We start from the raw sequence: 12,582 nt of genomic DNA, 5'->3' as shown, positions 1-12,582 counted from the left end.
TTTCTGGCCCCTTTTTTTTGGTTCATACAGGGATTACCCCCCGAGAGGTATCGGATTGGGTTGGGATATCTGTGATACTTTGACTATCCTTTATACATATGACTCCAGACAGGGAAACCTGCCCATGCCGCAAGCCAAGCTGACCGACCGATTTGGCCGCACCGTCAATTACGTGCGCCTGTCGGTGACTGACCGCTGCGACTTCCGCTGTGTGTACTGCATGGCGGAGGACATGACCTTTCTGCCCCGCCAGCAGGTTCTGACGCTGGAGGAGATCGCCAGGCTGGCTCGAAACTTTGTTGCCCTGGGTACGGAAAAAATCCGCCTGACCGGTGGCGAACCCCTGGTCCGCAAAGACATCCTTGAGCTGGTCCGCGAAGTAGGCACCTATGGTTTGCGGGACTTTGCCATGACCACCAATGGCAGCCAGTTGCCGACCATGGCGGAGAAACTGCGTAAGGCGGGCCTGCACCGTCTCAATATCAGTCTGGATTCCCTGGATTCCGAAAAATTCCGTTCCATTACCCGCACTGGCAATCTGCAGCAGGTATTGGACGGTATTGATGCCGCCCGGGACGCAGGCTTCCGCGGTATCAAGCTGAATACGGTGGTGATGAAAGGCCGTAACGATGAAGAGATTCCGGAGCTGATTGAGTTTGCCCGGAAAAAGCAGGTGGATATCAGTTTTATCGAGGAGATGCCGCTGGGCGAGATTTCGGAGCATGATCGTGGTCTTGCTTTGTGCACCAGCGAGGAAGTGCGCGAGATTATCCGCCGGCGCCATGAGCTGATTCCGGTAGCCAAGGATTCTGGCGGGCCGGCACGTTACTATCAGATGCCGGACAGCGATGTTCGGGTTGGGTTTATTTCACCGCATTCCCATAACTTCTGTTCGACCTGTAACCGGGTTCGGGTGACGGTTGAGGGACGGCTTTTGCTGTGCCTTGGCAATGAGCATTCGGTGGATTTGCGGCGGGTTCTACGGGGCAATCCGGTGACGGATGACAAGCTTCAGCAGGCGATCATTGATGCGATGGATCTGAAGCCGGAGCGGCATCACTTTTCCAGCAATGGTGAGGTTCAGATTCTTCGGTTTATGAATATGACTGGCGGTTGATTGTCTGTTTCGGCTCCTAGCCTGCGGGGGTAGGCGTTAGAGCAGGTGAGGGAAGGCTTTCCAAAAACCGCTCCTTCGGCACATCCCTGTGGCGCTTCTGCTCCGCCATCCATGGCTCCGCAAATTTTTGTAAAGCCTTCCCTCACCTGCTCTCTCTTACTTCTCGGACTCCGCCTTTACAGGCTATCTCAAGCCTCCCGTGGTTATCTGATCCAGCCGTCGGGCATCTCAATGGCCATTGTGACTGCTATGATTGTCAGTCATCTGACCGGAACGAATACCGGCATCTTCCTGATTATGCATATCGTGCATGCCATCCATCCCCTCCATGCCATGCATTGCCATACCAGCATTCAGGTGCTCCAGCGTGATATCCGCAAAACCGATGACCTGACCGCCGTATTCTGCGGCAAAGTCGGTCGCTTCGGATTCTGTTTCGAACGAGGCCAAGGTCGGACCCATGGCACCGGTGCGTTCTGAGCCGACGACGTACCAGGCTTCACGGGCGTCGATCAGGTGGGTGTCGTCCGGGTGGTCCCAGTGGGTTTCGGCCATGTTGTGGACGTAGAGGGTGTGGTCGCGGTTTTCGTTTTCCGGCTGCAGGAACCAGGCGAACATGTCTTTGGTGGAACAGAACTTGCGGGTGTGCTGCTGGCGCTCGGTGAAGGCCTGGCCTTTGGGGCCGGGGAAGCTGGTGATGACCATGCCGCATACGTGGCATTCGTCGCCGGAGTCAAAGTGAACGGGGTCGGGTTTGGCAGCGGTTTGTTGTTCGCCGTTGGAGCAACCCGCGAGGGTGATCGCCGTCAGGGCCGCTATAAGCCATTTGGTGAGCGGTGTGGGCATGGTTCTGTTCTCCGGTGGTATCAGATTTTTCGGTTTTTGAATAACAACAGGGCGCCAATCAGCGGTGTGGCACACCAGAGCGCCAGGCCCAGCCAGAGTCCTCCGGTACCGATGGGCAGGTCTGAGCCCAGGCTGAGTACACCGCTCAGCTGGTTGCCATCACCGAAGGCCACGATATTGAGCAAGCGGTAGATATCGGTGGGGTTCAGCATCAGCAACCATGGCAGCAGCTCCGGGTTGAGCTTGCCCTCGCTGGCAACAAGGATGCCCAGCAGCATCAAGTCAAAGATCAGTACGAAGAAGAACCAGATGGCCAGGGCCAGGCCTGCGGCGACCGGTTTCTCGCTGACCCGGACGCTGACCAGGTATGCGAGGGCGATGAACCCCCACCCCAACAGAACGGTTGAGCCGATGAACCGGCCCATGGCGGCCGCCAGGGCACCGACGGCGACATCGTCTACCAGGACGGCGATGGCGATGGCCGCAACCCCGAACCCGATGAGTGTGGCCAGGGCCAGGGTCAGGCCGTGGCCAAGGAATTTGCCGAGCAGGAGCTGGTTTTTACTGAGAGGGTAGGTCATCAGCAGCAGAAGTGTGCCGCCCTCTTCTTCACCCACAATAGCGTCGTAGGCAAGCAACAGGGCAATCAGCGGTATCAGGAAAATGCCAAGGCTGGCCAGGCTGGCAATGGTGGCCGGCGTGGAGGCGTAACCGACCTGCCCGGACGCCGCCGCACCAAACCAGGCAATGCCCAGAGCCAGGGTGGCAAACACCAGGCTGATCGCCACCAGCCAACGATTGCGAAAGCTGTCGCTGAGTTCCTTGCGGGCAATGGTCCAGATAGCATTCATTGGCCACCTCCCCGGTGGGCCAGTCCGCCCGACCCGATGAAGTGGACGTAGATATCTTCCAGGCTGGGCTGGTGTATTCCCAGGTCCGCCACCTCTCCGGAGTTCATCAATGCGTGTATCAACGCCATTTTTTCCTTCGGTCTCACGTCCACTTGCAGGCGGCCGTTGTTGCTTTTCATGAGTAGCCCGGCGTTGGGGCGTGCACCGTCAATCGCTTTCTCCAGCGCCATCATGGTAGTGGCCGGCTCCAGGCTGAGGGTGACCGGCATGTTGGCCTGGCGGCGAAGTGCCGGCAGGTCGCCGGCGGCTTTCAAGGCGCCATCGGTCAGAATGGCGGCGCGGTCGATATAGGGTTCTACCCCCGGCAATACATGGGAGCACAACACAATGCCCGTGCCCTCATCCCGCAGGCGCCGCAGCAACCGGTACAAATCAGCCGTTGCCACCGGGTCCAGACCAACCGTGGGTTCGTCCAGCATCAACAGTTTGGGCTTGCCGAGCAGCGCCTGGGCCAGGCCAAGGCGCTGGCGCATGCCCTTGGAGTAGGTTTTGGTGCGGGCATCCATGGCATCGCCCAAGCCAACCTGCTCCAGCAGCTCTGGCACCTGATTCAGGCTCGCACCTTTGAGCCGGGCAAAATGGCTGAGGATTTCCCGCCCAGTCAGCTGCGGGTAGAACATCACGTTCTCCGGCAGATAGCCTATATGTTGGCTTACGTGGGGATCACCAGCTTCGCCACCCAACACAGAAACCTGGCCCTGGGTCGGTTTCATCAAACCCAGAATGAGTTTGATTGAAGTGGTTTTACCCGCCCCGTTGTGGCCAAACAGTCCGAGAATTTCCCCCGGCTCCAGCCGCAAGTCCACGCCGTGGAGCACCGTCGCCTTATCGTAGCGGTGGCTCACATTGTCCAGTCGAAAGCAGTTCATCGGATCTCCGATTGCAGGTGTTCGGGAATTCGCATCAACGGTTTGGGATCACTCACCCCGGCAGACTTCACCACCGGAAACGCATCCTGCACCCAACGCAGGGTGTCCACCGCCGGGCTGAACATCAGCACCCGCGCCTCCGGGTACTTCCACAACAAGCGGTCCACGTTGTCATTAGGCTCGTAGGGCACATCACCAATGCCATCCTGGTTACGATCCCAGCCCAGATAATCACTCCAGAAATTCCCTCGCCCATCCTTCGCCCAGGACTGGGTACGCGTGGCCACATACTTCACCTGCCGCTCGTTGTTCACAAAGGCATTATCAAACACCTCGTTCTGCTCGGAACCGGCGGTCAGATGAATGCCGATATTGCTGTTGCCGAAGTAGTTACCCTCGAAGGTGTTGTACAGCGAGTTATAGATGAACACCGCCTTGCCCTCGCCTCCGGAAATCATCACCCCACCGGTTTGCCCCTGAGACACCCCGGTGACCACATTGCCTTTGAGGGTGGAATTGGTGATGAAATTCATCAGAATCCCGTAATTCTCATCATTCTCCGACCGGTTATTCACCACCGTCAGATACTTGCTCTGCATCAACGCGTACCCCGTGCGAGTGCCACGGGTCACATTGCCTTCCAGCAGGTTGTGCATGGAGTACATGTAGTGAATGCCATAACGCAGATCCGACATCACGTTATTGCGAATCTTGTTGTTATTCGCCGTCTCGATATAAATCGCATCCCGGGTCTGGCGAATGTCATTTCCCTCAATCAACGCCCCGGTGGTATTGAACAGATGAATCCCGTTGCCCCGATCCTGGGACCGAAGGTTTGTATCCCCCCGTATCTCGTTATTCCGGACAACCACATCCGGCGTCGCATCCAACCAAATCCCAAACGCCGGCCCCTGAAGCCGGTTATCCGCAACAACCGCCCCCTTAGCTTCCCGAGCCACAAAAATCCCCGCATCCAACTCATTCAGATCCTGACCCCAGTTGCGCACCACACAACCGGAAAACGACACCCCTTCCGCCAGAATCTCCACGCCATGCCCTGCCCCGCCGGCATCAATCACCGAATCCTCAGCACAGGACACAGAAACGCCGGGCACCCGGATAGCCAATGGTGGAAGCTGCTCGGAAGGAAGCTCGAACGATGCGCCTGGCTCCAGGGCATCCAGCTGATCTTGCAGGTTGGCACTTGCGGTCAGCGAAATCAGAGCGACTGACAGGGCCACCCCATAACGCAAAAGTTGATACATCAAATGCTCTCTAAGGTTGATAAATAGCCCGTGGACGTCGCAATCTCAGACAACACACGGGAAAACTCCTCAAATCTGCAGCTCCCAGAGGGCTGCACAAAGCCGGGCAAATCAATGGGAGAGGCCTTTCCAAAACCTTGCGGAGCCAGGGATGGCGGAGCAGAGCGTACACGGACGTATCCACAGCGTGTTTTGGAAAGGCCTCTCCCATTGGTTTGCTTCACCAATACTTGAAGGCTGGGGCCCCAAAAAAGGGACCCCGAACCAAGGTCAGAAGCTATCAGGCCTTCTCGACCAACATGCGACCACCCATCTCCATATGCAGCGCATGGCAGAACCAGTTGCAGTAGTACCAGTAAACCCCAGGCTTACCCGCCGTAAAGGTCACCGATGCCGTCTGCTGAGGACTGATCTCCATACTCACACCATGGTTCACCATACAGAACCCGTGAGTCACATCCTCAATGGAGTCCAGATTGGTCACAACCACCGTAACCTCATCACCCTCCTTCACCTTGAACTCCAGCATCCCGAACTGAGGTGCCACAGAGGTCATGTACACACGAACCTTCTTGCCATCCCGGATAACCTTGTTATCCGCTTCCAGCGTCACGCCGTCTTTCTCAGCCTGCGCACGGGTAGAGGCAAAATAAGGATCGTTCCGGTCCCAGATCTTCTTCGGACGGATCTGGTCACGGCGCACAAGGATGCAGTCGTGCGGTTCAGCGAAAGCAGGGCCGTCGTGTACCAGTTTCATTTCCTCGCCGGAAATATCGATCAGCTGATCGTTCTCCGGGTGCAGCGGGCCTACCGGCAGGAAACGGTCCTTGGAGAACTTCGACAGCACCACCAGCCACTTGCCATCCGCATCGCGGGATTCAGTCAGCGACGCGTGGTTATGGCCCGGCTGGTAGTGAACATCCAGCTTCTGGCGGATGTAATTCACTTTCTCGCCATTGTAGTGCTTGATGGCATCGTCAATGTTCCACTTGGCCACCTGGCTGTCGATAAACAGCGTGGTGTAAGCATTGCCGCGACCATCGAACGTGGTATGCAGAGGCCCAAGACCCAGCTCCGGCTCCGCAACAATCGGATCGCGGTCACCGATCTTGTCATCAAACAGATCATTGAGCTTGTCGATGGCAATGATGGACACGGTCGGAGACAATTTGCCGTTGGCAATGAAGTACTTGCCATCGGGGGAGGTATTCAGGCCGTGAGGGTTCTTCGGCACCGGAATGTAACGGGTAACGTCGGAACCCTTGCGCCCCTCAACCACGGGCACCTTGGAATCACCGATGGTTTTGAAGTTGCCGGCTTTCACGGCCGCTTCAATACGCTCAACGTTGAACACCACCACCCAGTCACGGTCGTTACGCATGGTACCGGCCAGGTCTACGGCTTTCTCGGAGTTGTAGCAGGTAGAGGCTGCATATTTGCCGGTGAAGTCCGCATCGGTGTTATCCAGGTTGCCGTCGACAATCACCTGCCATGCCACTTCCATGGTGTCTGCGTCTACGGCCGTAAACATGGTGTAGCTGTTCTCAAGGCTGTAATCGCTGCCATCGTTCGGCTGTGGAATCACGAATTCCGCGTTACAGAAAACATACTTGGTGCGCGGCACCTTCTGAAGACGCAGACCGTGAATCGCCTGAACGTTCGGGATATGGGTGACCTTGTCAGTCTTGAAGATATCCAGGCGGATACGGGCGATCCGGCTGTTGGCCTTGTCGTTGATGAACAGGTACTTGCCATCGTAGTGGCCATCGTCCATCGAGACGTGCGGGTGGTGACAGTCACCGTTCAGGTACAGCTTGTCTTTACCCAGGATTTCCTTGCTTTCGTCAGTGATGCCCCAGCCGGTGGCAGAGTCCACGTTGAACACTGGAATTCGCATCAGCTCGCGCATGGACGGAACACCCAGAACACGCACTTCACCCTGATGCCCACCGCTCCAGAAGCCGTAGTACTCATCCAGCTCCCCTGGCTCAATATGGGCCTTGTTGCGGGCGTCTCGGGCTGCGGCGGCGAACGATTCGCGGGTCATCATGGTGGTGCCGAGGCCAGTTGCACCAGCCACGCCGGCCAGGGCCGCGGCCCCCATAAAGCGGCGACGGCTCAGGCCACCTTCGGGAACCTCCGGTGCGTTCTGGCTCAGATCATCTTTCTTGCTCATAGCGACAACTCCGTTATTGGTTATGGCGGTTTTAGCTTCTCATGGCTTTTTATAGGTACTGCTCAGTTCACCTGAACCACGGGGATCTCCTCCGGGTGGCCCGGTGCGTTGTGACCACGGCGTTTGCCCCGGCGCTTGACGATCAGCGGTGGGCACTTGTGGTCATCGAAATAGGTCATCTGGCAATCCAGGCAGTAGTGGCACTCCATGTAATTGATGTGCCCATCCGGATGGATAGCCTGCACCTCACATTCGTGGTCGCAGAGGCGGCAGGGGTTACCGCACTCTTTGCGGCGCTTGAGCCAGTCGAACACCCGCAGCTTGGAAGGCAGAGCCAGGGCGGCTCCCAGCGGGCACAAGTAGCGGCAGAACACCTTCCGGGTGAACAGGTTGACCACCAGCAACAACAGGGCGTAAGTGACGAAGGGCCAGGTGCGATCGAAGCGGAGCGTAATGGCGGTTTTGAAGGGTTCCACCTCTGCCATTCTTTCTGCGGTAGCAAGCGACTCCAGGGAAACACCAAACAACACCAGAAGAATGATGTATTTGATGGCCCAGAGGCGCTCATGCACGGCAAACGGCACGGTGTACTGGGGCACCTTCAGTTTGCGGGCAATTTCGTTGGTCAGTTCCTGCAGGGCGCCGAACGGGCACAGCCAGCCGCAGTAAACCGCTCGCCCCCAGAGCAATACGATGCCAGCCACCACCGACCAGAGAATGAATAGCATCGGATCAATCAGGAAAGTTTCCCAGCGGAAGCCGCTGATCACGCTGTTCACAAAGGTCAGTACGTTGACAATCGACAACTGCCCGAGGGCATACCAACCAATAAAGAACAGGGTGTAGGTCAGGAATGCATGGCGAATCCAGCGCATCATCCGCGGCTTTTGTACCAACCAGTCCTGGAAGAACAGGATGAACAGCAGCACCGCAATACCAAAACCAACCACGATGATCTGGAACTGCTTCTGATACCAGACCTGAACCCACATGGGTTGCTCTTCCAACCACTCTTCCTGGGTAAGCTCGGGTTCCGCACGGGTGTAATACTTGTCAGGCAGTTGGTATTCCAGGGGGAACACCGCAAATTCGCTGTCCAGAGGGCCGGTCTGGCGCTTTACGGTCAGCTCCAGGGACCAGGGTTCGCCGGGGTCGAAATTGTATTGCTGGCGAATGATGAAAATGGCCATTTCCGGCAGGCGCGGCATATCGCCCAGGTACACATCGCTCAGGCGATAGTAGTCCAGGTCACGGAAGTTGAAGGTGTCTCCGAACTGGCGGATCTGCAAGCGATCAAAGATACCGCCACGCACATAGCCTGAACCACGGAAGGAGTAGGACCCGGTGGCCAGCACCGCAATGGCATGCTCGCCTTCCTTCAACTCAGACATCAACCACTCGTACTGGCGATCACCCAACAGGTTACGGCCAATGGAAGGCACATCCAGGTAAGCGGTGTATAAATCGATCAGGGGTTCGTCACGCTGATCCGGTGCGGCAGTTTCAAAACCCTCTGCCGGCCCACCGGCAAAGGCATCATCCACCTGGCCCCGGGTCAGCAGCATCCGGCGAATGGAGCCATCACCGGTTAATTCTGTCCAGGAACGTTGCCGAAAGCTGTCCTTGATCACTTCCGCCTTGGGTGGCCGCTTACCAACGCCAACGCCTTCGACCAGGCCCAGCTCACCGCCAACTCGATGCGCCGTGCGCATAATGACTTCGTTGATGACCATGACCGTGACGGTCGCACCAGACAGCCCATCCACCGCCACCCTGCGTTCGGACGATTTTCCCCCAACGGTTACTCGCTGGTCAGCTTTCAGGCCGGCGTATTGGTCAGTGAACTCATGCATCTTGGCTTCGGGAATACCGATCAAGAGAATCGGTTCATCGTGATGGATCACCCGTGCGCCTTTAATCTCGCCTTCGGTATCCAGCACCACCATGGCGTTCAAGGGCTTACCGGAGTATGCCGGGGTTTGCACGAAATCGAGGGTCTGGTAGGCGTAGCCCACCAGTTCATCGCCGGCGTAGAGTTCCTGGATGGCCCGGTTGTCTTCCCGGGGCTCATAGCGAGTGACCGACGGAATGGCAACCTGGATCACCTGCCGGCCGGCAACGGGCTCGTATTCACTGAGCGACGTGGCGCTGGCAACCGATGCAAGAAGCATCAATGCCAGCATTACGAGAACAGATTCCCTGAACACTCAAACCCCCAATCCAATCGGAATACAACTAGGGTGGACAATGATTGATAAAAATCACATACCTCTTTTTGGATACGCCAGCGGCGTAACCGGACCGGTTCAGCCCAGGCTCACGGCCTGGCCGGATTGATCGAGGGGTAGGTAATTGCCAACGTTACCCATACGGATGCTTTCGACCATCATGGTCATGGGTTGCTGGGCTTCATCACTGGAGGGTTCTATGCCGCCACGGCCAGACATGGCCGCCACGAACACCATATCCCAGTCTTGGCCGGTGGTTCGGGATTCTTCAGCCAACACAGTGAAGTCTGGCGCTTCCTCAGGGGTTTTATCCACGCAGATTACCGGGGTCAGCGCCCCACCCTCACCACGTTCGAAGGCGGCCCGCTCGGCAGCGGATGCATCATCTGGCAGCTCGGCTTTGCAAAACACGAACAGGAATCGCTGGGGCTCATGTTCGTTCTGGCTGGCCTTCACAAGGTCCTGGTAACTGCTGATCATAATGATGCCCCTGACTTGGCGAAAATTGGAAAAAAGGGTCCGGAGGACCCGAAAGCTACTGGCTGATTTCGATCAGTCGCTGAGGATCGGAAATGAATAGTTTGCTGCGGTTCACCCGAACCAGGCCGTTGGACTTTAGATCGGCCAATATCCGGGAGAAGGTTTCCGGCTGCATGGCCAGGCGCGAAGCCACCAGGCATTTGGGCAGGGGCAGTTCAACTTCGCCCCCTTCCAGGGCGCCATTAGGCAGCAGGTCAATCAAGTAGCGGATCAGGCGGTCACGGGCGTTCTGGACGGTCATGATTTCCAGGTCGTGGAACCGTGTGACGGCGCGCATGGCGTAATGGCGAAGCGCGGCCTGGGCATACTCCGGGTGCCGGTCGAGCAGGTCCTGATAGGCTTTGACCGGGATCATCAGCACTTCGCTGGATTTGAGTGCTTCGGCGTAGCAGGCGTACCTTGGCGGATCGGCGTAGATCATGACTTCGGCGAAGCAGTCGCCGGGGGCGATGCTGTCGAGGGTTCTGTCGATGCCGGAGGAGTCCAGGCGGTAGAGTCTGAGGCGGCCGCTGATCACAAAGAAGAAGTGGTGCGCTGGCATGTCCTGGCGGTAGAGCAGCTGGTGGTGGCCGAGACGCAGGCGCCGGGACTGCTGGATGAGGTAGTCCAGGTCGTGGGCTTTGAGGCTGCGGAACAGGGCGTGGCTGCGTAGTGCTTCCAGGCCGTCTTCTTCATCAAGCGGTTTGTTGATGGCGACGAGTACGGGTTTGGTGTATCGGCTTTCGGCGCTTTGGGTGACGGCCATTGGGGTATCCTCTCTGCATATTCATGCATTCAATATCTTGTTTTAAATAGTAGAGGGATAGTGGTGAAAAATCGCTCCCCCGATGGGGGTATAAGGCGGGTTCTTGTTGAGTAGTTGACTTAACTCAATTATTCGCCCTGCTAACTAGTTTGGGGGTTGGAGCGCCGTCATTGGGCGGGATCAGCTTTCCAAAACACGCTGTGAATACTTCCCTGTACGCTCTGCTCCGCCATCCATGGCTCCGCAAGGTTTTGGAAAGCTGATCCCGCCCAACGCCTCCAGACTCAGGTGAAATCGCTAGGCTTTCTCCTCCGGGACGAATCCGCCTCACCAGAGTTCTCATTGCATCAACGGCGAATCCGGCAGCTCCAGGTCGACGCCTTCTATGCCGGTTTCAACGGCCAGGACTTGCAGGTACTGGCGGAAGGCGCGGCGGGTGACGCTTTCGCTCAGGTATTGGCGAATCTGGGGTTTGACGTGTTCGTACGGGAGCTGTTCGCCGTCGATTCGTTGGTCTACCCGGACGATGTGCCAGCCGTAGCGGGTTTCGATGAGTTCGGGATTCAAACCTTCGGTGAGGCTGAGGACCGGGCGTTCGAATTCTTCGACGGTCTGGCCTTTGCTGATCTGCCCCAGGCTGCCGCCCTGGTGGCGGGATTCGCAGGCGGAGTATTGTTTGGCCAGTTGGTTGAACTGTGAGCGGCCGTCCAGGAGGGCGGTCAGGAGTTGTCGGCCGGCTTCTTCCTGGCGTATGCGTTCTTCGATGTCGTCCGGGGCGGCAGCCAGGAGTATGTGGCTGACGGCCATGATGGTGGGGCTGCAGAATCGGCCGGGGTTGGCGGCGTAGAAGCGTTCGCAGTCCTGTTCATCGGGGTCCGGGACGTTGAGTTCGAGTTCCAGTACCCGGGCGATGCGGTCTTCTTCGTCTTCGATGTTGTCCAGGTTCAGGCGGCTGGCCTGTTGCAGGAGTAACTCGCGGATGACGAGGCTTTTGGCGGCTTCGTGCCAGGCTTCGGCCAATTCTTCGGCGGGATGGTGCTGCATTTCCCGGGCGATGTCGTCTTCGTGGATCAGCGTGTCACCCACGTACACCGGAGGGAACTGGTTTCTGGGTTTGCCGGCTTCGCCGACGGGGATTATTTGCATGTTGCTTCTCCAGAAAGATTCTTTGCCACGGAGCCGGCAGGCTCCGTGGCAATCTCATCATTACGCGCGTTTGCGAACCACCTGGTACTTCCGGCCGAAATACTCCACCGGCACGCTGAGCATGTGCACCAGTCGGGTGAACGGGAAGAGTACGAAGATGGTCAGGCCCAGGAAGATGTGGGTTTTGTAGATCCAGTGCACATCCGCAATGTGGCCAGCCACACCGCCCTGCAGGGTCAGCACGCCTTGTGCCCAGGCAGAGAACTTGAGCATTTCGGAGCCATCCAGGTGCCCCATGGTGGGCAGGATGGTGGCCAGGCCGAGGGCGACCTGCACCACCAGGATGATGATGACCAGATTGTCAGCGACGGTGCTGCTGGCACGAACCCGCGGGTCGGTCAGGCGGCGGTAGGCGAGCATGGCGCCGCCAATCAGGCACATAACGCCGGCGATGCCGCCGACCACCACGGCCATGACCTGTTTCTGGCCGGGCGTCATCAGCCATTCGTAGGCCCATTTCGGCGCCAACAGGCCAACCAGGTGGCCGAAGAAGATCACCAGGATACCCACATGGAACAGCACGCTGGCCAGTACCATGTTTTTCTTTCTCAGCATCTGGCTGGAATGGGCTTTCCAGGTGAACTGACCGTGGTCATAGCGCGCCCAGGTTCCGATGAACAGGACCGCCAGGGCGATGTACGGGTATACCCCGAAAACCAGTGTGTGTAGATAGGACATT

Annotated in this window: 11 protein-coding genes; 1 reads left to right on the top strand and 10 read right to left on the bottom strand. The window is 57.6% G+C overall.

The annotated features are described in order from the left end of the window. The first annotated feature begins 124 nt into the window (after positions 1–124). The gene (gene moaA / locus C7H10_RS10020; RefSeq protein ID WP_106694751.1) at positions 125–1,117 is read left to right on the top strand and encodes a GTP 3',8-cyclase MoaA; all 993 of its coding nucleotides are present in this window, start codon (positions 125–127) and stop codon (positions 1,115–1,117) included. Positions 1,118–1,345: 228 nt separating this feature from the next. Here the strand turns inward: moaA and C7H10_RS10015 are convergent, their stop codons facing one another. From C7H10_RS10015 to narI, 10 genes are all read right to left on the bottom strand, one after another. Then, positions 1,346–1,963: a nitrous oxide reductase accessory protein NosL gene (locus C7H10_RS10015; RefSeq protein ID WP_106694750.1), complete on the bottom strand. Its 618-nt coding sequence runs from the start codon at positions 1,961–1,963 to the stop codon at positions 1,346–1,348. A 20-nt stretch (positions 1,964–1,983) separates the two neighbouring features. Next, positions 1,984–2,814 carry an ABC transporter permease gene (locus C7H10_RS10010; RefSeq protein ID WP_058092703.1) on the bottom strand — a complete coding sequence of 277 codons (831 nt, stop codon included), beginning with the start codon at positions 2,812–2,814 and terminating at the stop codon, positions 1,984–1,986. Continuing rightward, positions 2,811–3,743, bottom strand: coding sequence for an ABC transporter ATP-binding protein (locus C7H10_RS10005; protein WP_106694749.1), 933 nt, complete (start codon positions 3,741–3,743; stop codon positions 2,811–2,813). Before C7H10_RS10005 ends, C7H10_RS10010 begins: the two co-directional genes overlap by 4 nt. Continuing rightward, positions 3,740–5,008: a nitrous oxide reductase family maturation protein NosD gene (locus C7H10_RS10000; RefSeq protein WP_106694748.1), complete on the bottom strand. Its 1,269-nt coding sequence runs from the start codon at positions 5,006–5,008 to the stop codon at positions 3,740–3,742. The genes C7H10_RS10005 and C7H10_RS10000 overlap by 4 nt, the downstream gene beginning before the upstream one ends. A 280-nt stretch (positions 5,009–5,288) precedes the next feature. Continuing rightward, positions 5,289–7,184, bottom strand: a complete 1,896-nt coding sequence (gene nosZ / locus C7H10_RS09995; protein ID WP_106694747.1) for a TAT-dependent nitrous-oxide reductase — start codon at positions 7,182–7,184, stop codon at positions 5,289–5,291. A gap of 62 nt (positions 7,185–7,246) precedes the next feature. Beyond that, entirely contained in the window at positions 7,247–9,367 is a 2,121-nt protein-coding gene (gene nosR, locus C7H10_RS09990; protein WP_106694746.1) for a transcriptional regulator NosR, read from the bottom strand. Positions 9,368–9,490: 123 nt separating this feature from the next. After that, on the bottom strand, positions 9,491–9,892 hold the full coding sequence (locus tag C7H10_RS09985) for a ribonucleotide reductase subunit alpha (RefSeq protein WP_106694745.1): 402 nt from the start codon (positions 9,890–9,892) through the stop codon (positions 9,491–9,493). Between the two features lie 55 nt (positions 9,893–9,947). Further along, a complete protein-coding gene (locus tag C7H10_RS09980) occupies positions 9,948–10,697 on the bottom strand; it encodes a Crp/Fnr family transcriptional regulator (protein ID WP_072676445.1) in 750 nt (249 codons plus the stop codon). Between the two features lie 339 nt (positions 10,698–11,036). Beyond that, positions 11,037–11,843, bottom strand: coding sequence for a peptidylprolyl isomerase (locus tag C7H10_RS09975; RefSeq protein ID WP_106694744.1), 807 nt, complete (start codon positions 11,841–11,843; stop codon positions 11,037–11,039). A gap of 60 nt (positions 11,844–11,903) precedes the next feature. Further along, positions 11,904–12,581, bottom strand: coding sequence for a respiratory nitrate reductase subunit gamma (gene narI / locus C7H10_RS09970; RefSeq protein ID WP_106694743.1), 678 nt, complete (start codon positions 12,579–12,581; stop codon positions 11,904–11,906). Position 12,582: the final 1 nt, after the last annotated feature.

The organism is Marinobacter shengliensis (assembly GCF_003007715.1).
Lineage (GTDB): Bacteria > Pseudomonadota > Gammaproteobacteria > Pseudomonadales > Oleiphilaceae > Marinobacter > Marinobacter shengliensis.
The sequence above is the reverse complement of the archived record's forward strand: the minus strand, read 5'-3'. Positions and strand labels throughout refer to the sequence as shown.

What these genes read in the sequence shown, in the direction of transcription:
- moaA (WP_106694751.1), top strand. Translation starts at nt 125, where the DNA reads ATGCCGCAAGCCAAGCTGACCGACCGATTTGGCCGCACCGTCAATTAC.
- C7H10_RS10015 (WP_106694750.1), bottom strand. Translation starts at nt 1,963, where the DNA reads ATGCCCACACCGCTCACCAAATGGCTTATAGCGGCCCTGACGGCGATC.
- C7H10_RS10010 (WP_058092703.1), bottom strand. Translation starts at nt 2,814, where the DNA reads ATGAATGCTATCTGGACCATTGCCCGCAAGGAACTCAGCGACAGCTTT.
- C7H10_RS10005 (WP_106694749.1), bottom strand. Translation starts at nt 3,743, where the DNA reads ATGAACTGCTTTCGACTGGACAATGTGAGCCACCGCTACGATAAGGCG.
- C7H10_RS10000 (WP_106694748.1), bottom strand. Translation starts at nt 5,008, where the DNA reads ATGTATCAACTTTTGCGTTATGGGGTGGCCCTGTCAGTCGCTCTGATT.
- nosZ (WP_106694747.1), bottom strand. Translation starts at nt 7,184, where the DNA reads ATGAGCAAGAAAGATGATCTGAGCCAGAACGCACCGGAGGTTCCCGAA.
- nosR (WP_106694746.1), bottom strand. Translation starts at nt 9,367, where the DNA reads ATGCTGGCATTGATGCTTCTTGCATCGGTTGCCAGCGCCACGTCGCTC.
- C7H10_RS09985 (WP_106694745.1), bottom strand. Translation starts at nt 9,892, where the DNA reads ATGATCAGCAGTTACCAGGACCTTGTGAAGGCCAGCCAGAACGAACAT.
- C7H10_RS09980 (WP_072676445.1), bottom strand. Translation starts at nt 10,697, where the DNA reads ATGGCCGTCACCCAAAGCGCCGAAAGCCGATACACCAAACCCGTACTC.
- C7H10_RS09975 (WP_106694744.1), bottom strand. Translation starts at nt 11,843, where the DNA reads ATGCAAATAATCCCCGTCGGCGAAGCCGGCAAACCCAGAAACCAGTTC.
- narI (WP_106694743.1), bottom strand. Translation starts at nt 12,581, where the DNA reads ATGTCCTATCTACACACACTGGTTTTCGGGGTATACCCGTACATCGCC.